The 23,091-nt window shown below is 36.6% G+C and carries 17 protein-coding genes, 1 pseudogene and 1 riboswitch; of the genes and pseudogenes, 7 read left to right on the plus strand and 11 right to left on the minus strand.

The window, feature by feature from the left end:
• Positions 1-42: 42 nt before the first annotated feature.
• The 7 genes and pseudogenes from GOQ16_RS06260 to ettA all read right to left on the minus strand — a co-directional run bounded on the left by GOQ16_RS06260 (position 43) and on the right by ettA (position 10,110).
• On the minus strand, positions 43-2,436 hold the full coding sequence (locus GOQ16_RS06260) for a heavy metal translocating P-type ATPase (protein WP_160068513.1): 2,394 nt from the start codon (positions 2,434-2,436) through the stop codon (positions 43-45).
• Positions 2,437-2,448: 12 nt separating this feature from the next.
• Entirely contained in the window at positions 2,449-3,804 is a 1,356-nt protein-coding gene (hemN, locus tag GOQ16_RS06265; RefSeq protein WP_160068514.1) for an oxygen-independent coproporphyrinogen III oxidase, read from the minus strand.
• Positions 3,805-3,813: 9 nt separating this feature from the next.
• Positions 3,814-4,239, minus strand: a complete 426-nt coding sequence (locus GOQ16_RS06270) for a Rossmann-fold NAD(P)-binding domain-containing protein (protein WP_160068515.1) — start codon at positions 4,237-4,239, stop codon at positions 3,814-3,816.
• A gap of 276 nt (positions 4,240-4,515) precedes the next feature.
• A pseudogene (locus GOQ16_RS17840) lies at positions 4,516-6,033 on the minus strand (IS1182 family transposase); the annotation flags it as partial.
• Between the two features lie 119 nt (positions 6,034-6,152).
• Complete coding sequence (locus GOQ16_RS06280; RefSeq protein ID WP_160068516.1) at positions 6,153-7,214, minus strand: response regulator; 1,062 nt, start codon at positions 7,212-7,214, stop codon at positions 6,153-6,155.
• Between the two features lie 12 nt (positions 7,215-7,226).
• Entirely contained in the window at positions 7,227-8,417 is a 1,191-nt protein-coding gene (locus tag GOQ16_RS06285; protein WP_160068517.1) for a PAS domain-containing sensor histidine kinase, read from the minus strand.
• A 10-nt stretch (positions 8,418-8,427) separates the two neighbouring features.
• Complete coding sequence (ettA, locus tag GOQ16_RS06290) at positions 8,428-10,110, minus strand: energy-dependent translational throttle protein EttA (protein ID WP_149914999.1); 1,683 nt, start codon at positions 10,108-10,110, stop codon at positions 8,428-8,430.
• 248 nt (positions 10,111-10,358) lie between these two features.
• Here ettA and GOQ16_RS06295 point away from each other — a divergent pair, with 248 nt between their 5' ends.
• Positions 10,359-12,905, plus strand: a complete 2,547-nt coding sequence (locus GOQ16_RS06295) for an ATP-dependent Clp protease ATP-binding subunit (protein WP_160068518.1) — start codon at positions 10,359-10,361, stop codon at positions 12,903-12,905.
• Between the two features lie 475 nt (positions 12,906-13,380).
• Here GOQ16_RS06295 and carA read toward each other — a convergent pair whose 3' ends face one another.
• The 4 genes from carA to holA form a co-directional block, all read right to left on the minus strand.
• On the minus strand, positions 13,381-14,481 hold the full coding sequence (gene carA, locus GOQ16_RS06300) for a glutamine-hydrolyzing carbamoyl-phosphate synthase small subunit (protein WP_160068519.1): 1,101 nt from the start codon (positions 14,479-14,481) through the stop codon (positions 13,381-13,383).
• A 242-nt stretch (positions 14,482-14,723) separates the two neighbouring features.
• The gene (locus GOQ16_RS06305; protein WP_160068520.1) at positions 14,724-14,930 is read right to left on the minus strand and encodes a YwbE family protein; all 207 of its coding nucleotides are present in this window, start codon (positions 14,928-14,930) and stop codon (positions 14,724-14,726) included.
• 1 nt (position 14,931) lies between these two features.
• Positions 14,932-15,501, minus strand: coding sequence for a hypothetical protein (locus GOQ16_RS06310; RefSeq protein WP_160068521.1), 570 nt, complete (start codon positions 15,499-15,501; stop codon positions 14,932-14,934).
• A 12-nt stretch (positions 15,502-15,513) separates the two neighbouring features.
• Positions 15,514-16,530 (minus strand): DNA polymerase III subunit delta, encoded by a 1,017-nt coding sequence (gene holA / locus GOQ16_RS06315; RefSeq protein ID WP_160068522.1) that lies wholly within the window; start codon positions 16,528-16,530, stop codon positions 15,514-15,516.
• A gap of 102 nt (positions 16,531-16,632) precedes the next feature.
• Between holA and GOQ16_RS06320 the strand changes: the two genes are divergently transcribed.
• The 6 genes from GOQ16_RS06320 (at position 16,633) to GOQ16_RS06345 (ending at position 23,065) form a co-directional block, all read left to right on the plus strand.
• Positions 16,633-17,094 carry a type I restriction enzyme HsdR N-terminal domain-containing protein gene (locus tag GOQ16_RS06320; protein WP_160068523.1) on the plus strand — a complete coding sequence of 154 codons (462 nt, stop codon included), beginning with the start codon at positions 16,633-16,635 and terminating at the stop codon, positions 17,092-17,094.
• 69 nt (positions 17,095-17,163) lie between these two features.
• Complete coding sequence (gene clpP / locus GOQ16_RS06325) at positions 17,164-17,862, plus strand: ATP-dependent Clp endopeptidase proteolytic subunit ClpP (protein WP_149915006.1); 699 nt, start codon at positions 17,164-17,166, stop codon at positions 17,860-17,862.
• Between the two features lies 1 nt (position 17,863).
• The gene (gene clpX, locus GOQ16_RS06330) at positions 17,864-19,111 is read left to right on the plus strand and encodes an ATP-dependent Clp protease ATP-binding subunit ClpX (protein ID WP_160068524.1); all 1,248 of its coding nucleotides are present in this window, start codon (positions 17,864-17,866) and stop codon (positions 19,109-19,111) included.
• A gap of 66 nt (positions 19,112-19,177) precedes the next feature.
• Positions 19,178-19,996 (plus strand): AMP nucleosidase, encoded by an 819-nt coding sequence (locus GOQ16_RS06335; protein WP_160068525.1) that lies wholly within the window; start codon positions 19,178-19,180, stop codon positions 19,994-19,996.
• Positions 19,997-20,164: 168 nt separating this feature from the next.
• A riboswitch (SAM riboswitch) is annotated at positions 20,165-20,278 on the plus strand.
• Between the two features lie 231 nt (positions 20,279-20,509).
• Complete coding sequence (locus GOQ16_RS06340) at positions 20,510-21,817, plus strand: O-acetylhomoserine aminocarboxypropyltransferase/cysteine synthase family protein (protein WP_160068526.1); 1,308 nt, start codon at positions 20,510-20,512, stop codon at positions 21,815-21,817.
• Positions 21,818-21,883: 66 nt separating this feature from the next.
• Positions 21,884-23,065, plus strand: coding sequence for a homoserine dehydrogenase (locus tag GOQ16_RS06345; RefSeq protein WP_160068527.1), 1,182 nt, complete (start codon positions 21,884-21,886; stop codon positions 23,063-23,065).
• Positions 23,066-23,091 lie beyond the last annotated feature (26 nt).

Consider the following 23,091-nt stretch of genomic DNA (forward strand, 5'->3'; position numbering starts at 1 on the left):
AAAATAGATTTCTCATTACGCAATACTCACTACCCAATACTCTCAAATCAATCCCCTTTTCTTACCATACCAACGTGTCATCAAACTTGTGAATGAAATAATCGTCACGGTGCTAATTGGCATCAATATCGCGGCAAAAAGTGGTGACATCGTCCCTTGTACTGCAAAACTAATCCCTATAATATTATACAAGATGGATATTACAAAGCTCATTTTAATCACTTTCACCGCATCTTTACTAAAATTAAAGAACGCTGGAATTTTAGCAAATGACTCGCCATCCAAAATCGCATCACAACCGGGTGAAAAATTATTGATATCGTCTGAAACTGCAATTCCCAAATCTGCTTTGCGTAAAGCGCCAGCATCATTCAAACCATCTCCCAACATACATATTTTGTGAGACGCAGATTGCCACTGCTCAATGCGTTGCAATTTATCCGAAGGATTTTGGTTGAAGAGCAAATTAGATTGTGATGGAAAAATAACTTTTAGTGCTTCCGCGCGACGTTCATTGTCACCAGAAATTAAATGCAAATTGTAATCCCCACTTTTCAAAGCTTGAACAACCTCATTCAGTCCCGAACGCCAAGATTGTTCTAAAGTGAAAACTCCCTTAATTTCTTTGTTAATCTTCACATAAACCGAAGTACCTTCTGTTTTTCTGTTTTCTCCAACAAAACTTGAACTTCCTAATGCTATTGTATAATCCAGATAAGTTGCTGACTGGCCTTGACCAACAATTTCTGTGTAATCAGCAACTGGAAGGACTTGACAATCGCCCAACCCTTTCAAGATTTCACGACTTAAAGGATGGTTAGAATTACGACAGATAGAATACAAAATATCTTTTTCAGTACGATTTAGTTCGCCATCAAAAACCAACGCTGTAGCCGTTGGCGATGTAATAGTTCCAGTTTTGTCAAAAACTACAGTATCAATTGCAGCCATTTGTTCAATTGCCGAAGTGTTTTTGATGTAAAATTTATTTTTATCAAAAATACTTAACGCCGCAGAAAGTGTAAACGGCGAACTCAAAGCCAAGGCACACGGACAAGCTATAATCAACACCGCTGTAAATGCCGCCCAAGCTTTGTCGGCTTGACCATTGACAAACCAAAATCCAAGTGCCAATAATGCAATACAGACCAACACAACAGTGAAATATTTACTGATATAACCGACAAAAGTATCAAATTTCTTCTCGTAGGATTTGAACGATTCATTGTTCCACAAACGTGTCAAATAGCTTTGTGAAACCGCTTTCACGACCTCCAATTCAATTGCACCTCCGATTTGTCGACCACCTGCATACACTACTTCGCCTAAGACTTTTTCTACAGGCTTGCTTTCTCCTGTCACAAAACTGAAATCTACAGACGCATTTCCTTTTAACAGGATTGCATCTGCTGGAATAATTTCATTATTACGAATTAATATGCGATTACCAACTTCCAAATCAGCTATTTGCTTAGGTATTTCTCTTTCTTCTTCTAAGACTGTGACAGCAACTGGAAAATAAGAACGGTAATCCCGTTCAAAAGAAATATGATAATACGTACGCTGTTGTACCCATTTTCCAATCAAAATAAAAAACACCAAACTGCACAATGTATCCATAAATCCTGGACCTGTTTGCGTAATTATTTCTATAGCCGAACGCAAAAACAATACAAAAATACCTAGAGCTAAAGGTACGTCGAGATTTAGTTGCTTTTGCTTCAAACTATTCCAAGCAGATTTGAAATAATCGGAAGCGCTGTATAACAAAACTGGAATTCCAAACGCCAAATTCATGTAGCCAAAGAAATTCGCGTACTCCTTCTCAAAACCTCCCATCCCAAAATAATCTGGGAAACTGATCATCATGGAGTTTCCAAAACAGAATCCAGCTACAGTAATCTTAGCTATTAGACCATTTTGATTGATTTTCTTACCTTCTTTTACTACATCTTGTAAGGTGATTTTTGGTTCGTAACCAATATTTTGAAGCAATTCAACTAAGGCACGCAAAGACAATTCTTGTTTAAGAAATGTGATGCTGGCCTGTTTTTTCATAAAATCAACTTTCGAAGACTTTACTGAAGAAGTTAATTTGTAAAGATTTTCCAACAACCAAATACACGAACTGCAGTGAATTGCAGGAATGTAAAATGTAATTATGGCTAAATCCTCATCTTGATAGTCAACCAATTTGCTGATGATATTTGGTTCATCCAAATAACTTAAGTCTTGTTTGTTTGACTTTTGGGATTTCCCAGGATGCGCATTATATCGGTAATAACTATCTAAATTATTATCATTTAAAATTTGATAAACTGTCTGACAGCCAAGACAACAAAATGTATGATCATTTAACAAATACGGAGTTTCTTCCACTTTATCCCCACAATGATAACAATGCGTCGCCAGTTTCAATTTCGTCTCTACCGCCATAATTCTTTTGTATTAAATTGCTTGACTAAATAAATTTTCGCGCTCTTTGGTGCGCTGCAAGCGCTCATCAAAAGCCATACATACATTGCGCAAGAAAGATTTCCCAACCACCGTAATGGATATATTTAGTTCATTAACTATGATTAATCCATCATTTTCCAATGATTTTAACCTTTCTAATATGCGTGTGTTTAATTCATTATTTGGAATTAAATTAACCACGCCTCTACACATCATATCCAAGATATACTGACGAATGATTACATCTTCTTCATCCAGCAAATGTCCTTTGAAAACTGGCAATCTACCCTCATTGATGCATTGATGATATTCCTCTACAGTTTTGACATTTTGTCCAAAAGCTGTCCAAGCATCAGAAATGGACGAAACACCCAATCCTATCATTAGCGGCGTATATTGATCTGCATACCCCATAAAATTGCGATGCAATGTACCATTCGCATTTGCGATAAATAAGGCATCCTCTTTTTTGGCAAAATGATCCATACCCACATCTTCATAACCTGCTTTTTGTATCAGCGACTTACCCAAATTATACAACGCTAGCTTTTCCTCTCCAACAGGTAAATCTAATTCTGTGAAACGTCGTTGTCCCGGCTTTATCCAAGGTACATGTGCATAACTGTAAAAAGAAATGCGATCAGGCGACATTTGCAATGAAACATCCAAAGTCATTTGAATAGATTCCTTGGTTTGCAGTGGCAAACCATAAATCAAATCAAAATTAATAGACTCGTAACCTATTTCGCGGGCTTCCGTCATGACACGTATAACATCAGCTACAGACTGTTGTCTATTAATCACAAATTGTACTTTTTCATCAAAATCCTGAATCCCAAGACTCAACCTTTTGAATCCTAAATTATACAAGCTTTGTAAATGTTCTCTTGTAGTATTTGCAGGATGCGCTTCAAAGGAAAAACTAGCATCCGATGTTTTGCGATTACCTTTGAGAATTCCTTTAATTAGCTTATCAAGATTTTCAGGTTGAAAAAAAGTGGGCGTACCACCACCAAGATGTATTTCATGGATTAAAACACTGCCTTCCCCAAGGAGGCGATGATACATTTCCCACTCTTTCAACACACAATCTATATAAGGCTCCTCGACTTTGTGGTTTTTGGTAATACGTGTATTACAACCGCAATATGTACACAAGCTCTCGCAATATGGTAAATGTATATAGATACTAATTCCGTGTTCCTTGGATTGATTATAGCGAGCTACAACATTCGATTTCCAATCTTCTTCATTAAATGCTTCATTTTCCCAAAATGGAACTGTAGGATAAGATGTATAACGCGGAGCTGCCACATTATATTTTTCTATTAAATTCGTGTAATCCATGATAATGATTTAAAAAATGGAAGAGGTTTTCTTGGAGCAATCAAAAGAACAATGACAGGCTACGCCCAAGCATTTATTGTTCACCCAATTATTTAGATTTTCTATAGTCTGTGTAGCAATACTTTTTGCTGATTCATCGTTGGAAGGTGTATTTGCAACATGCAAGCCCAATTTTCCTGCGTGCGCAAGATCAATATGAGCAACAGAATGAGAACGTGTAATGATCTTCTTTACCCCAATCTGATGCAATGCTTCTAACAATGTATGATCAAGATTGTCTTGCGGAGATACCAAAACCACCTCTTTGCCTACCGCATAACGTATTGTAGCCAGATTCAAAGGATTTGAGATTAATGTCAAATCATGAACCTTTGCGTTGGCTTTAGCTAATGTTTCTTTCTCAAACTCTTGAATATTATAAGCAACTACTCGCATCAACTATTGTACTTTTTTCTTGATTCAAAAGTAGGTCAATACGTAAGGGATACGAATGTAGGACGTCAACTTAATATATGATTTGTATCACATTATAAAAAAGTTGAAGCTGTCCCAAAAGGTCAGCTTCTTCTTGTTAATATCGATTTATTAGGGAATTTCTAAGTGTTAAGCTGCGTTTTTCGATTGGAGATGCATTTTTGCAATGATGTAAGTATTCACAGTTTTTGAGGCTGTTATATTGTTCATTGAAGAGTTTACAGATGTGTTTTTTCTTCTTTTCGCCCTTTTTCGGAGATTATGAGCAATTGCCATTAATGCAAACTCAATATCGACTTTATCCAATCCTCGCATGGTAAATCTATTGAACTTATTGTTACTTTTCAATTGTCCGAAAACAGCTTCCACTTCAACTGGCCGTTTACTCCGGTGATAAAGACCATTTTCAGAAAGCAATCTCTCTTTAGCCTGAGCCTTTAACTGGTTTAGCTGATGATTAATTTCAATCGTTCTATTTCCCTCTGCTTTATGGCATTGGCCGCGCATCGGACATCCTTCACACCGTTGTGCACGGTATATACTTACCTGACTAACATAACCATTGGTACTAGTGCGCTCAGCCTGTTTCCATAAAGTCAATTTCTGTCCAGCAGGGCATACCAAGTAGTCCTCCTGCGCATTGTAAAAGAGATTTTGTACCAGAAAAGGATTGCTCTGCTGCTTTCTCTTTTGCTCCATATGAAAGTAATTGTACTTCACATACGAAACTATTCCTTTACCCTCCATGAATTCATAATTCTGCTCACTGCCATAACCTGCATCTGCCACCACTTCTTCACTTTGAGTTTGATATTGCTGCTCAAAGCGCTCCAAATGGGATGCTAAAGTCACTGTATCGGCTGTAGTTTGATGAATACTATATTGGGTGATGAATTGATTTTCTGTGCTGATTTGGGTATTATAAGCCGGTTTTAGCTGACCATTCTTCATGTGATCTTCTTTCATGCGCATAAAGACGGCATCTGGATCGGTTTTACTGTAGCTATTACGGTCACCTAGAATTTCCAACTGATGCTCATATTTTTCCAATCGAGGGAGATAGTCTTCTTCCAGTTTTTTAAGTTGTTTCTGCGTAGCCTTACTTTTTTCCTAGATATTCGCATTGAGCTGATCCATTTTCTTCTTCAGCTCTCTGCTATCTATAGGCTTAGGAGTCTCATCGCTGTTTAACTCAGATTGATCTTGGTTGATTTGTGAATCAATATCGGCAAGTACTGAGGCGATGTTTGCTTCTAATTTTGCTTTATTCTTCTGGGTAGACTTCTTCCAAACAAACGTATAACGCCCCGAAGCTGATTCAATCTTGGTGCCATCAATATACTGAATCTTCAGACTCACATATTCTAATTCATGGAGCATGCGAACTATATCACCAAAAAGTACCTGGATAACGCCCTTAAGACGTTTGCCTCGAAAATAATTAATCGTTCGGTAATCGGGGGTGCTATTTCCTGAAAGCCACATAAAGTAGATATTCTCCTGAAGTGCTTTCTCGATTTTACGACACGAATAGATATTACTCAAATACGCGTAAAATAGAACCTTGATAAGCATACGGGGGTGATAACTCGTGGTCCCACCTCCTTTATAGAGTTTAATGATATGATCTAAGTTCAGATCATCAACAACCTGATTAACCAAACGAACAAGATGGTTGGAAGGTATTTTAGCAAAAATATCTTCAGGAAATAGACTCGGACTATTGGATGGTAAGGCTTTAAATTGTACTTTCATATCGTTTTTTGGGTGCACCTCAATTTACAAAAAATTGAGGACAAAAAACATAAACCCCGCCATTTTTTTAATGACGGGGTTCTTTATTTATCAGACCTTTTTAGACAGCCTCAACTTTTTTACTGCTTAATATTTTTGAGCTTTTCGATGGAATAAATCCGAATCGCGTTACCTTCTTTAATGATCAATTTTTCGTCCTTGAAATCAGCTAACATTCGGCTAATTGTTTCATTCGCTGTACCAGCTAATGCCGCTAAATCATCACGAGAAATACGAATAATGACTTCATCCTGATTGGGAGATTCTATAGTTTTTGAAGCCACATGCACCAATGTATTGGCTACACGTTTGCGCACAGAATCGTATGCAAAACCAAGCATCTGCTCCTCCTTCTCTTTCACATTACCAGACAGTAATTTGATGAACTTAGTAGCAATCACAGGTTTATTAAACATCAATTCAAAGAATTTTTCCTTTGGAATTAAGGCCACTTCGGTATCTTCCAAGGCACTCGCACTTTCTGTATATCCTTCATTCAACAATATAGACTCGTACCCAAAAAACTGTCCATCGGTATGAATATTTGTGGACAATTCTCGCCCATCTTGGTAATATAAAAAAGTACGAACTTTCCCTTTTACCAAATAATACACATAGATAGGCGAATCGCCATCTTCGTAAATCAACTGTTTCTTTTTATAAACTTTGACACGCGCTTCTTTGACCAAATCATTCAATAAGATGTGTTGATCTTCTTCACTCAAATTAAGAACAAGTGGTTTCTCCAAAACAGATTGTAAACTATCACGTTTACGTAAACGACTTTCAATAGAATTAAGCAATTCAATATCATCAAATGGTTTCACCAAATAATCATCCGCTCCCATTTCCATAGCTTTGCGCATATCAACACGCTCTGATTTTGCTGTCAAGAAGATAAATGGGATATGCATAGTCGACTCTTGTTTACTCAGCATATACAACACACCATAACCATCCAATTCGGGCATCATAATATCACAGAGAATCAAATCTGGAACATGCTTAAGCGCCAATTCAACCCCGATTCTGCCATTCTCAGCAGTCAAAACATTGTAACTTCCTGTGAGTTCTAATATTTCGGCAGTCCCCTCCCTTATCTCCAGATTATCTTCGATAATCAAAATAGTACGTTTATTCATAGTGTAGATTTTTTACTTTTGGAACGTCATTTTGAAAGAAGTTCCTTTGTGGATAGCTGACCAATATTCCAATTCTCCACCCATCAAAGCTACATATCGTTTTACAATATTCAAACCCAAACCCGTTCCTGGAATATTTCCGGTATTATGTGCTCTGAAAAATGGTTCGAAGAGATTTTTTTGATCTTCTTCCGGTATACCAATTCCATTGTCACGAATGACAATAGTACATTCAGTATCCGTTATTTCGGTAGTGAATTCGATAAAAGTATCTTCGCCAGAATACTTTATCGCATTAGAAATCAAATTAATGATACTGCTTTTCAGCAAATGCGCATCCAATTCAAATTCTGCATTTGCACCTGTATGTTGATAGACTATATGTTGATTCTTTTTACAAATCATCTGCATTTCTCCGGTGATTTCCTCACCCAAATGCACCACATTAATCTTTTGTTGATTCACAACAACGACACCAGCCTCCAGCTTTTCTAACGACAGAAAATCATTCAATATATTATTCAATAATTGAACAGCACTTTTGATACGGCTCGTATGCTTAGTCACAGCCTCAAAATTAGGCTGCTCCATGTATTTATCAATTAAGGAAGCCGATAATTGCACCGAACTTAATGGCGTTCGGAATTCATGAGAAGCCATCGATACAAAGCGAGATTTCAGCTGATTCAATTCCTTTTCCTTTTCCAAAGAAGTGCTCACATCGGCTTTGGCTCTTTCCAATTCCGATATTAAAGAAATCAAATCTTTGGTACGGTGGCGAACTGTTTCTTCCAATTCCAAAGTATGCTGTAAAAGTCGATCTTCGGCAGCTTTTTCTTTAGACAAATCATGGATAAATCCTGTAAAAATACTCTTATCCTTGTAGAAGACCTCACTTACCGCCAATCGAAATGGGAAGGTTGAACCATCCTTTCGGCGACCTAAAACTTCACGACCTATCCCAATGATTTTTTTGTTTCCTGTGCTTTTGTAATTGTGTATATACGAATCATGCTGACTTTGATAAGGCTCCGGCATTAACACCGAAATATTGTTTCCTATTACCTCATCTGCCGAATACCCAAACAATTCCAATGCTGCTGGGTTTATCGATTCCACAATACCGCGATTGCTAATGGTAATAATGCCATCAATCGCGGTATCGATTATTGCTTCAAGTAACTTAGATGATTCAAAACTCATTCGTTACAAATTACTTAACCAACTTTTTATATTTAATTCGTTTTGGACCAACATCACCTAAGCGTTTTTTACGGTTTTCCTCGTATTCGGTATAGTTTCCTTCGTAGAAGTACACTTGAGAATCACCTTCAAAAGCTAAGATATGCGTACAAATTCTATCCAAGAACCATCTATCGTGGGAAATAATTACCGCACAACCACCAAAATTCTCTAAACCTTCTTCCAATGCACGTAATGTGTTTACGTCAATATCGTTGGTAGGCTCATCCAGTAATAATACGTTAGATGCCTTTTTCAATGTAATCGCTAAGTGAACACGGTTACGTTCACCACCAGAAAGTACCCCAACTTTCTTTTGCTGATCTCCACCATTGAAGTTGAATTTCGAAACGTATGCACGCGAATTCAAAGTTTTATTGCCTAACAAAATGTTATCATTTCCATCGGTAATATTTTCCCAAACAGATTTTTCAGGATCTAAATCGTCATGCATTTGGTCTACATATCCCAAAACCACTGTTTCGCCTACTTTGAAATCACCCGTATCCGGTTGCTCTTGACCTGTGATCAAACGGAATAATGTCGTTTTACCCGCACCATTTGGACCTACAATACCAACAATACCTGCTGGAGGCAAAGAGAAACTTAAGTTTTCAAATAAAATACGGTCACCATAAGCTTTAGAAATATTATTTGCTTCGATCACGACATTACCCAAACGTGGTCCTGGCGGAATGAATAACTCTAATTTTTCTTCGCGTTCTTTCGTTTCTTCCGATGCTAATTTCTCGTAATTATGAAGACGCGCTTTCGATTTGGCATGACGTGCTTTCGGAGCCATTTTCACCCATTCCAATTCGCGCTCTAATGTCTTCTGACGTTTTGTCTCTTGTTTTTCTTCTTGTGCTAAACGTTTCGCTTTTTGATCTAACCACGAAGAGTAATTTCCTTTCCAAGGAATACCTTCACCTCGATCCAATTCCAAAATCCATCCTGCCACATTATCCAAGAAATATCTATCGTGCGTCACTGCAATGACAGTTCCTTTGTAATGTTGCAAATGTTGTTCTAACCAATCAATAGATTCTGCATCCAAGTGGTTGGTTGGCTCATCCAATAATAGTACGTCTGGTTCTTGTAATAATAAACGACACATAGCAACACGACGACGCTCACCTCCTGACAGATTGGCAATCTTTGCTTCTGGTTCAGGACAACGTAACGCGTCCATCGCTCTTTCTAATTTAGAATCCAATTCCCAAGCATTCGTCGCATCAATTTTATCTTGCAGCTCACCTTGGCGAGCTAACAATTTATCCATTGCATCAGCATCTTCATAGACTTCTGGCAAGCCAAATTTCTCGTTGATTTCCTCGTATTCTTTTAATATCGCAGTAGTCTCAGCTACACCTTCTTCGACAATTTCACGAACTGTTTTTTCTGGATCCAATATTGGCTCTTGAGCTAAATAACCCACAGAATAACCTGGAGAGAAAACAACTTCACCTTGGTAAGATTTATCTAAGCCAGCAATAATCTTCAATAATGAAGATTTACCAGAACCATTTAAACCGATAACACCAATCTTAGCGCCGTAAAAAAAAGATAGATAAATGTTTTTTAATACTTGTTTTTGAGGTGGGTAAATCTTGTTTACGCCAGCCATCGAAAAGATAATTTTCTCGTCAGACATATGATATTTTTATACTGAAGTTTTTCTAGTTTTTTGCAAATTCAAAGATAGTTAAATAAACCCCCAAATAAAAATAGACAAATAGAGCTAGTAATGTGTGTTGCAGCATTTCCAAACCTCAACTGCCAATTTGACGAACTATTTTTATGGCTTAATTGTTGATAATTTCTAATAAATATAAGTGCGGTTTTCTTAATTATTTCATACTTTTATACAAACCCTCACTTAAAATAAAGAAAGGTATTTACATGGAAGCAAAATTTTCACCAAGAGTAAAAGATGTTATATCCTATAGTCGTGAGGAGGCATTGCGTCTTCGCCATGATTATATAGGTACGGAGCATCTCTTGCTTGGGCTTATCCGAGAAGGTGATGGTATCGCTATCAAAATTCTTAAAAACATCAATCTTGATACAGCTGCAATAAGACAATCGGTAGAGGACGCTGTGAAGGGATCTTCTGTATCAAGGACGCCTATAGGATCCGTTCCTTTGACAAAACAAGCTGAAAAAGTCCTTAAAATAACATATTTAGAAGCTAAAATCTTCAAATCTGATATCATCGGCACCGAACATTTGCTTCTTGCGATTTTGCGTGATGAAGATAATATTGCATCGCAGATTTTGCAGCAGTACGGTGTTTCTTACGACTTATTCAAAAACGAAGTAGAGCAAAGCAAAACAAATATCACAGACGAAGCAACAGGCTCATCTTCGCCTGATGACGATTACGAAGAACAAGAAAACTTCTCTGCGCCGAAAAAAGTTTCTGACATCAAGTCAAAAACTCCAGTACTGGACAATTTCGGTCGTGATTTGACACGTGCAGCGGAAGAAGGAAAATTGGATCCAATCGTAGGTCGTGAAAAAGAAATTGAGCGTGTGTCTCAAATTTTATCGCGTCGTAAGAAAAATAATCCGATTCTGATCGGTGAACCAGGTGTTGGTAAATCCGCTATCGCTGAAGGCTTAGCATTGCGCATCGTGCAACGTAAAGTTTCTCGTGTATTGTTCAACAAACGCGTCGTGACGTTGGATTTAGCTTCTTTGGTTGCAGGTACAAAATACCGTGGTCAATTCGAAGAGCGCATGAAAGCGGTGATGAACGAGCTAGAGAAATCACCAGATGTTATCTTATTTATTGATGAGATCCATACGATTGTGGGTGCTGGTGGTGCATCAGGTTCATTGGACGCATCGAATATGTTTAAACCAGCTTTAGCACGTGGAGAAATCCAATGTATTGGGGCAACGACATTAGATGAATATCGTCAATTCATTGAGAAAGATGGTGCGTTGGATCGTCGTTTTCAAAAGGTTATGATCGAGCCTGCTTCGCACGATGAGACATTGGAAATTTTAAATCGTATCAAAGATAAATACGAAGAACACCACAATGTTAACTATACGCCTGAGGCATTAGAGGCTTGTGTGACTTTGACTACGCGTTATATCACGGATCGATTTTTACCAGATAAAGCTATCGATGCGTTGGATGAAGCGGGTTCGCGTGTACACTTGACAAATATTCACGTTCCTCAAGTTATCATTGATATTGAAGAAAAAATCGAAGAAGTAAAAGTCGAGAAAAACAAAGTTGTTCGTTCACAGAAATATGAAGAAGCAGCTAAGTTACGCGACACAGAGAAAAAGCTTCTTGAAGAATTAGAAAAAGAAAAAACGGCTTGGGAAGCGGAAACGAAAACCAAACGTTATACCGTGACTGAAGATAATGTAGCTGAAGTCGTATCCATGATGACGGGTATTCCTGTCCAACGCGTAAGCCAAACAGATAGTCAAAAGCTATTGAATATGGGCGAATCGATGAAAGGTCGTATCATTGGTCAAGATGATGCTGTACAGAAATTGGTTAAAGCGATACAACGTACACGTGCTGGTCTTAAAGATCCGAAGAAACCGATTGGTTCATTCATTTTCTTAGGTCCAACGGGGGTTGGTAAGACAGAGCTAGCGAAAGAATTAGCGCGCTTTATGTTTGACTCAGAAGATTCACTGATTCAAGTAGACATGAGTGAGTACATGGAAAAATTCGCTGTTTCTCGTTTGGTTGGTGCGCCTCCAGGATACGTTGGTTACGAAGAAGGTGGTCAGTTAACAGAGAAAGTACGTCGCAAACCTTATTCAGTAGTCTTATTGGATGAGATTGAAAAAGCGCATCCAGATGTATTCAATTTATTGTTGCAAGTATTGGATGAAGGTCAATTGACAGATTCATTAGGTCGTCGTGTGGATTTTAGAAATACGATTATCATTATGACATCGAATATTGGTGTTCGACAGTTAAAAGAATTTGGTCAAGGCGTTGGTTTCACTACCACAGCTAAAGAAACGCAAGCTGATGCGCATTCAAGAGGTGTGATTGAAACTGCACTGAAACGTGCCTTTGCTCCTGAGTTCTTGAATCGTGTAGATGATGTGATCGTATTTAATTCATTGAGTAAAGAAAACATTTTCAAAATCATTGATATTGAATTAAGATCATTATTCGGACGTATACAATCGCTTGGTCACAGTATTCAATTGACAGATAAAGCAAAAGATTATATTGCGGAAAAAGGTTATGACACTAACTTTGGTGCGCGTCCTTTGAAGCGTGCCATTCAGAAATATTTAGAAGATCCTATTGCAGAAGAAATTCTTCGAGGTGAACTAAAATCTAATGCTTTATTGACTGTTGATTTGGATGAAGAGAAAAATGAAATCGTAGTGAAAGGTGAAAATCCGAATAGCGATGATTCAGTCTCAACAGATATTAACGAAAAAAAAGAAAAATAAGCCTTTTTCGAATACACAATATATACTAGAAATCCTCAAGCTTAAGCTTGGGGATTTTTTTGTTTAGACCAGTACATCATTTATGAAGCTACTAATTGGAATTAATATAAGAATCAAAATTAAAAGTATTAATAAAGTAAGTGTATAACGCTGAATCTTCGCTCTCGATAAAGAAGATTTCCTAATATAAAGCTCGTTGAGACCTAATAAAATATACACTCCAGAAACAAATTGTATAGGAGACCCTACAAATAAAAACAGTAAAACATGTATTGCACTAATAACTAAAAATTGAATAGAATCCTTTTTAGTTATTAAAGAATTATTGCAATTATACCTTGAAAATTTCAACCAAAATATTTTGTTATAATAGGTTTTATTCATTTCCTACACAATGTAATTCCTTAAATATAAAACAAAAGGCTCAGCATTTTTCAATGTTGAGCCTTTTAAAATATAATACAATAATGCTTTATTACGCTTTTACCATGCTAACGAAATCGTCAAATAAATAACGAGAATCGTGTGGACCTGGAGATGATTCTGGGTGATATTGTACAGAGAAAGCTTTTTTACCTTTCACACGGATACCTTCGATTGAATTATCATTCAAGTTGATATGCGTAACTTCGATATTTTCAGAATTTTCGATATCCTCTCTTACCACACCAAAACCGTGATTTTGTGAAGTAATCTCACAACGGTTAGCGATTATATTTTTCACAGGGTGGTTGATACCACGGTGACCGTTAAACATTTTTTGCGTACGAATACCGTTTGCTAATGCTAAGATTTGGTGACCTAAACAAATACCAAACATTGGTTTGTCTGCTGCTAATATCTCTTTCACGGTATTGATGGCATAATCCATTGCAGATGGATCACCAGGACCATTTGAGATAAAGTAACCATCCGCACCCCAAGCTTCCATTTCAGCGAATGAAGTCTTTGCTGGGAATACTTTAGCATATACCTGACGCGCGTCAAAGTTTCTTAAGATATTACGTTTAATCCCTAAATCCAATACTGCAATACGCACAGCTGCATCTTCTTCACCATAGAAATAAGGCTCTATAGTACTTACATTTGAAGAAAGCTCCAAACCTGCCATCGAAGGCACCTTAGCCAATTCAGCTTTCAACGCTTCCGCATCCAAATTTTCTGATGAGATAATAGCATTCATCGCGCCTTTGTCACGAATGTGACGTACTAATGAGCGTGTATCGATATCAGAGATACCTACCAAATTTTCTTCTTCAAAATAAGTTTGAATAGAACTATCTGCCATTTTACGGCTATAGTTAATGTTATAGTTTTTACAAACTAATCCAGCAATTTGAATTTTGTTAGATTCAGCATCATCTTCGTCAATACCATAGTTACCAATGTGCGCATTGGTTGTTACCATGATCTGTCCATAATACGAAGGATCTGTGAAGATTTCTTGGTACCCTGTCGTACCTGTATTAAAACAAATTTCACCAGTAGTTGTTCCTATTTTTCCGGCTGCTTTACCGTGAAAAACAGTACCATCTTCTAAAACTAAAATTGCGGGTAATTTACTGTAGCTGGTCATTTTTTATATTGTAAAAAATAAATTATTCATTCTGTAGCGTATCTTCATTCGATATTTTTGGACACAAAAAAAGCCCGAATGGGCTAAAAGTATCAAATATATGATATTTCAATGTTTACATTGAAGTTGATTACATCATTTACTGGATCAAAAGTATCAAATTTCACGGGAGACAAAGGTAGAAATAAAAAGTAAAAATCAAAAGTAAAATACAAATTTTAATAGAGGATATGGATTATTTGTTAAAAGTCATCTTCTATTATTTCTTGCACACGACCAATTTGTCCATCCGTCAATCTTACTTTGATCCCACGATGGTGAAAAGAAGCTGAAGTCAACAAATCTTTCACTATTCCTTCTGTCAATATGCCCGTACGTTGATCTTTTTTCAACACGATATTCACCAGCATACCAGGCTTAATATCTGCTCTTGTTTTTCCGTCTTTCATCCTATTTAAACATTAAACCAACAGAAATATTAAAATGTTGGTGTTGAAAATCTTTCATAAAAATATTCTTGGTCAATTGCTGGTAACCATAAGCCGCCGAAACCGTCCATTTTGTTTTGTATGGCGTATCATGCAAATAGAAAAAACCAGCTTTGAATAGAAAACCTTTATCATACTGCGCACTTAGCTTTGGTGCATACCCTGCATTCGCCAAAATTCCAATTCGTGACACATCATTAAATTCACCAAAAGGCAAACGGCCATCCACGAAAATAGGAAACAAATTTTGGTCGTAATTGTAAGTATGAATTACTGCGTCGGACTGCGCAATTTCCATATGCTCATAAGTTCCTTTAAATCGTTCATTTCCTAATCCCAATCCCAAATAAGCACGATCATTATAATTTTTACCAAATATAAAGTGAGCGGAATAGCCATTGAAAGCACCTTTATATCCTTCATTAGCAAAACCTAAATTACCCCCACCCTGAATAATCATATAATTAGAAGATTGTGCCTTCAGCGCAAAAGAAGAACTTACTAAAGCCAATGCAAGTAAGATTTTTTTCATATGTAAAGTATATTAATTTAAAATTTTAAAAATCATTTCGCGCAATAGATCTCCATCCGAAGTATTTGGACCTGCGTCCAAACCTTTGAATTTTAAATCGTAATCTTTCAAAATCGTCATTACATGAAATAATTTGAGTTTATTGAAATTACGAGCTGCATATTCGTAATCTTTTACAAAAAATGGCGAAACACCTAATTCGCGTGCAGCAGACTGCGAAGATTTGTCCGAAAGATAATGGTACTTCAACACTTTGGAGAAATAACCATACAGCGTACCCATTACCAGAACGACTGGATTTGATTTTGGATTCGCAGCAAAATAATCTACAATTTGGATTGCTTTCAACGTATCTCGTTTGCCGAGTGCATTATTCAATTCAAATACATTGAAATCCTTACTTATTCCAATATTTTGCTCAATATCTTGAACAGAAATCTCTTTCTCTTTAGATACATTGAGAATTAATTTTTGGACTTCGTTTGCCACTTTCGACAAATCAGTTCCCAAATATTCAGCCATCAAAGCTGCGGCTTGTGGATGAATCTTTCGACCTTGACTTTGAATTTCATCAACAATCCAAGGCGCGACTTTATTGTCGTATAATTTCTCGGATTCAAATGCTATTCCGGCTTTTTCTATCGCTTTATATAATTTGGTACGTTTATCAAACTTACCGTGTTTATACGCAAAAACTAAAATAGTCGTAGGAGTAAGATTTTCTACATATTTGGCCAACATTTCTACGCCATCTTCTCCTTTCCACTTTAATCCTTGCGCTTCCTTGACAATGATGACTTGGTAATCACTTAGCATTGGATAGCGTTTTGCTGCGCTAATGATTGTCGAAAAATCAACATCCTTACCGTAAAAAATCGTCTGATCAAACCCTTTTTGCGCGTCATTCAATACCGTACTTTCTATAGCGTCACAAATCACATCAATATAATGCGATTCTTCTCCATGCAACAGATACAAAGACTTGTATTTGCGTTGTTTTATTGCGCTAAGTATTTCTTGTACTTTCATAACATCGCGAAATTAACTATTTATTACGAAACATTTGGGAATTGTGGAATATTCGAAGACGTAAGCATTTCTAATTTTGACAGTAATTCATTACCTTTGTGTATGTTTAGTCCTGTCCCATTAAACTTACCTCCCACTTCACTTAAACTTTCGCGCATTAACGACAAAATATACATTTTTGATGTATTGCGTAAGAAGAATTTGGTATTGACACCAGAAGAATGGGTAAGACAGCATTGGGTACATTTTTTGCATCAATACAAAAAATATCCAAAGACTTTAATGAAAATCGAAGGCGGACTAATTTTGAATGATTTGCAAAAGCGTTCGGATTTAATTATTTACAATACTAAAGGTGAAAAAGTGATTCTTGCTGAATTTAAAGCACCTGAAGTAAAGATAAATGCAAAAACTTTTGAACAAATCAGTTCGTACAATAGCAAGCATAAAATACCCTTGTTATTAGTCAGCAACGGCATAGAACATTACTTTTGCAGGGTTAATTTTGAAGACAACAGCTATCAATTTATTGATGATCTTCCAAATTACATTTTAGAGACATAAATTTTATATGTATTTCACAAAAAGCATTTATATTTAGTCTTAATTTTAGGGAATAGAAATATTATACATATGAATATAGATAAAAACGAATTCAGAAAATATGCGATAAAACACCACAGAATTGGTAGCCAACATGTGGATGGATTTATCTCCAGAGTAGAGACGAAAATGCCAACAAACTTGACGCCTTACATTGTGGAAGAACGCCAATTAAATGTTGCACAAATGGACGTTTTCTCACGCTTAATGATGGATCGCATTATTTTCTTAGGTGACGGAATTAATGATCAAGTAGCAAACATTATTCAGGCTCAGCTGTTATTCTTGCAATCTACAGATGCAAAAAGAGATATTCAAATCTATATTAACTCCCCAGGTGGTAGTGTATACGCAGGTTTAGGAATCTATGACACTATGCAATATATTACACCAGATGTAGCGACTATCTGTACAGGTATCGCGGCTTCGATGGGTGCTGTATTGTTAGTAGCTGGCGCAAAAGGAAAACGTGCTGCATTAAGACATTCACGTGTGATGATTCACCAACCTTCAGGTGGCGCGCAAGGGGTAGCATCAGATATGGAAATCAATTTGCGTGAAATGATGAAATTGAAAGAAGAATTATACACCATCATCTCGGATCATTCAGGTCAATCGTACGAATGGGTAGAAAAATCTTCTGACCGTGATTACTGGATGAAAGCTGCAGAAGCCAAAGAATTTGGAATGATTGATGAGGTGTTAGCACCAAGAAAAGATAATAAATAAAATGAGTAAAAATCAAAAAGATATACAATGCTCTTTTTGTGGCATCAGTAAGAACGAAGCTTTAATGCTTATTGCTGGTGACGGAGCACATATCTGTGATCGTTGTGTAACTCAAGCTGGAGAGATCTTAGCAGAAGAATTGAATCAGCGAAAAAACAAATCTCTACAAACGACATTAAAATTAATTCGTCCATTAGAGATTAAACAACATTTGGATCAATACGTAATCGGTCAAGATGATGCGAAGAAAGTTATTTCAGTAGCGGTATACAATCACTACAAAAGATTGAACCAAAAATCATCTGCTGACGAAACTGAAATCGAAAAATCAAACTTGATCATCGTTGGTGAAACGGGTACAGGTAAAACATTATTGGCAAAAACTGTTGCCAAAATCTTAAATGTTCCTTTTTCTATCGTAGATGCTACAGTATTGACCGAGGCTGGTTACGTTGGTGAAGATGTTGAAAGCATTTTGACGCGTTTATTGCAAGCTGCGGATTACGATGTAGCTGCTGCCGAAAGAGGTATTATCTATATCGATGAGATTGATAAAATTGCGCGTAAAAGCGACAATCCTAGTATCACACGTGACGTATCTGGTGAAGGTGTGCAGCAGGCTCTATTGAAAATATTAGAGGGAACAAATGTAAACGTACCGCCTCAAGGCGGTCGTAAACACCCAGATCAAAAAATGATTTCTGTCAACACAAGTAACATCTTATTTATTTGTGGTGGTGCATTCGATGGTATTCAGAAAAAAATCGCTAACCGTTTGAGAACACAAACTGTTGGTTTCAAAATGTTGGAAGAAGAGGAAGATGTAGATTTAAACAATTTATACAAATATATCACGCCTCAAGATTTGAAAAACTTCGGTTTGATTCCAGAATTAATCGGTCGTCTTCCAGTATTGACACACTTGAATCCATTGGACAAAGAGACATTGTTAAGCATCTTGACAGAACCTAAAAACGCTTTAATCAAACAATACATTAAGTTATTTGAATACGAAGGTGTTGATTTAGTTTTTGACAAAGAAGTGTATAGCTTTATCGTAGACAAAGCGTGGGAATTCAAATTGGGTGCCCGTGGCTTACGTAGCATTTGCGAAGCGATTATGCTGGATGCCATGTTCGAAATACCGTCCAGCAAAGAAAATAGTGAGGACAAAACATTACATATTACGCTCGATTATGCGAAGAAAAAATTTGCAAAATCTGATATCAAAAAATTGAAAGTAGCGTAATAATAAAGAATCCCTCACTCCAAAAAAGTGAGGGATTTTTGCAATATATAATTTAAAGAATTGCTTATGACGAAAAAACAGAAATCAGTAGAAAGTCCAATCACACCAGGACTAAAATCAAAAGATGAGATTGTTGAAAATTGGTTGCCACGCTATACGGGCAAACCCTTAGAAGAATTTGGGGAATATATCTTACTAACCAACTTTTCAAAATATGTAAGAATGTTTTCGGCTATGCACGATGATGCGCCGATATATGGTGAAGATAAAGCCATGCAAGCCTGTACAGCTAATGGCATTACGATTATCAACTTCGGTATGGGTAGTCCGATGGCGGCAACAGTAATGGATTTGCTAACCGCTATAGATCCTAAAGCGGTTCTTTTCTTAGGAAAGACTGGAGGTTTGAAAAAGAAAATTGCTGTTGGGGAATTAATATTGCCTATTGCTGCTATTCGAGGTGAAGGTACATCGAATGATTATTTTCCACCTGAAGTACCATCTCTTCCCTCTTTTGCCTTGCAAAAAGCAATTTCTACTACTATAAGAGATCACGAACGTGATTATTGGACAGGAACTGTATATACAACCAACCGTCGTGTGTGGGAACATGACAAAGCATTCAAGAAATATTTGAAATCCATCCGTGCGATGGCTGTCGATATGGAAACCGCAACAATCTTTAGTGTGGGATTTGCAAACAAAATTCCGACAGGAGCTTTATTACTTGTTTCGGATCAACCGATGGTGCCCGAAGGTGTCAAAACTGCAGCTTCAGATCTATCCGTAACCGAAAAATTTGTGGAGACACATTTAAATATTGGAATCGATGCATTAAAACAACTCATTAATAATGGTTTAACCGTTAAACATTTGAAATTCTAATGCAATGAAAACAGAAATCAACCAAACCCAATAAAGTCCAATCTCGCTAGTTGGACTTTATTTTTTACTATTATTTTTCAAATACTTTTGATTTTCTAAAAAATCCACTATATTTGTCGAGTACTTTAGTAGAGTATTCCTAATCAATACCTTTTCAATATTGGTCTTGATTTATAAAGAAGTGGCGAGAGACTGGCTCAATGACCCACTGGCAACCTTCAATAAGGATTGAAAAGGTGCCAAATCCTGTCTAAAACAAGATCGTTTTAGAGCATATAAATGAAAATAGACTATGACAAAATTTACAATTTCGAAGTATTTATATACTACTGTACTTGATAGGTACACACAAATCTTGCTACCAAATAATTCCGTATTACGTTCTATCCGAATGCGCTAGTCGTCCGTATTTACCATGCTTTAACATAGTAAAATACGATTACGACGACCAAATTTCGCATTATTGATAGAATAAATACATATATTTAATAACCTAAAAAAACAGAAAAGAAAATGGCTGAGAATAAAAATTTAAAATTCGAAACTTTACAAGTACACGCAGGACAAGATGTAGACCCTACTACTGGCTCAAGAGCTGTCCCTATCTATCAGACTTCATCATACGTATTTGAAAATGCAGAACATGGTGCTAATCTATTTGCTTTAAAGCAATTTGGTAATATCTACACACGTATCATGAATCCTACTACGGATGTATTCGAAAAGAGAATCGCATCATTAGAAGGTGGTGTAGCTGCATTAGCAGTTGCTTCTGGTCAGGCAGCACAATTTATCGCTTTGAACAATATCTTAGAAAGCGGTGATAATTTTGTTGCAGGTGCGAACTTATATGGTGGTACGTATAATCAATTCAAAGTTGCATTCAAGAGACTTGGAATAGATGTTCGATTTGCAGCAGATTCAGATGCTGACAACATTGAAGCATTAATTGACGATAAAACAAAAGCTATTTATGTAGAAACTATCGGAAATCCAAGTTATAATATTCCAGATTTCGAAAAAATCGCAGCTGTTGCACGTAAACATGATTTACCTTTAATCGTAGATAATACGTTCGGTGCAGGTGGATATTTGTTTAAACCATTAGAACATGGTGCAAATGTAGTCGTTGAATCAGCTACAAAATGGATCGGTGGTCACGGAACGAGTATTGGTGGTGTAATCATTGATGGTGGTAATTACAATTGGGGTAACGGTAAGTTCAAACAATTTTCTGAACCATCAGAAGGATACCACGGATTAGTTTTTGCTGATGTGTTTGGCGAAAATGGTCCTTTCGGAAATATCCAGTTTGCTATTCGCGCACGTGTTGAAGGCTTAAGAGATTTTGGTCCTGCCCTATCTCCTTTCAACTCATTCTTATTATTGCAAGGTTTAGAAACATTGTCTTTACGTGTACAACGTCACGTTGATAATGCATTAGAAATCGCGCAATGGTTGGAAGCACATCCACAAGTGGAAAAAGTAAGTTACCCGGGATTGAAAAGTCATCCTCATCATCAAAATGCACAAAAATATTTGAAAAATGGATACGGTGCTGTTCTTTCATTCTCGATTAACGGTGGTGCTGAGAAAGCAGATCAATTTATCGATGCACTAGAATTAGTTAGTCACTTAGCAAATGTTGGTGATGCTAAATCATTGATAATACATCCGTCAGCTACGACTCATCAACAATTGAGTAATGAAGAGCAAACTAAAGCAGGTGTTTTCCCAGGTTCATTGCGTTTGTCTGTTGGTATTGAACATATCGACGATATCAAAGCGGATTTAGAACAAGCATTTGAAAAAATTAAGTAGTCACCAGACTACTTAATTTTTTTAGAAAACATACATAAGGAAAGAAAAGAACTATTAAAGCTACATATGAGTAAAAAACTTACTATCGGTATGTTCGGGTTTGGCGTTGTCGGACAAGGACTATACGATATTATTAAGACAAAAAACTTAAACTTAGAGATTAAAAAATTTGTGATCAAGAATGCAGACAAGAAAAGATCCTTGCCTGCTGAATTATTCACAACGGATGCAAATGTTATTCTGAATGATCCTGAAATCAATACTGTAGTTGAATTGATTGATGATGCGGATGCAGCTTTTGAAATCACCAAAAAAGCACTTTCTTCAGGTAAGAACGTGGTGTCTGCAAATAAAAAAATGATCGCTACACATTTAGAAGAATTAACAGAAATCCAACAACAACATGGCACTTCCCTATTGTATGAAGGTGCTGTTTGTGGAAGTATTCCGATTATTCGCAATTTGGAAGAATACTACGATAATGAGCTTTTACATTCTATAAGCGGTATTTTCAATGGTTCTTCAAACTATATTCTATCCAAAATTTTCAATGAAGGTCAAAGTTATGCCGATGCATTGAAAAAAGCCCAAGAGCTGGGGTTCGCGGAGACAAACCCAATTTTGGATGTCGGTGGTTATGACCCAAAATACAAATTGACTATCGTTGCCTCACACGCGTATGGTTTATTTGTAAATCCGGAGACAATCTTAAATCTTGGAATTGACAAATTAAACGATAACGACATTCGCTACGCAAAAGAAAAAAACTTTAAAATCAAGCTAATTCCTTTTGCTAAAGAGATCAGTAATAGTGAAGTTGTATTGTATGTTTTGCCAAAATTTATCACCAACGACAATATTCTATATAATGTCGAGAATGAAAATAACGGTGTATTGGTAAAGGCAGCGTTTGCGGACGAGCAATTCTTCTACGGTAAAGGTGCAGGTGGTCATCCTACAGGCTCGGCTGTACTTTCGGATATCGCAGCCCTACGCTATGATTACAGATATGAGTACAAAAAACATTTGGAATCTAAAGAATTGCAATACTCTACAAACTACGATTTGAAAGTATACTTGCGTTACGAAGATGAAGACGTGTTAGAAAACATTGAATTCAAATCTATCACAGAGCGTTTTTACGGTGAAAAATCAAAATATGTGATTGGCTACATTAATTTGCAAGAGATTATTGACAAGCGAGATTTAATCAATCAAGATGGTTATTTCCTAGCGGAAATCTCCTAGAAAGAATATGTAACAAAATTTGAAAG

It is taken from the genome of Sphingobacterium bovisgrunnientis, assembly GCF_009829085.1.
Classification (GTDB): domain Bacteria; phylum Bacteroidota; class Bacteroidia; order Sphingobacteriales; family Sphingobacteriaceae; genus Sphingobacterium; species Sphingobacterium bovisgrunnientis.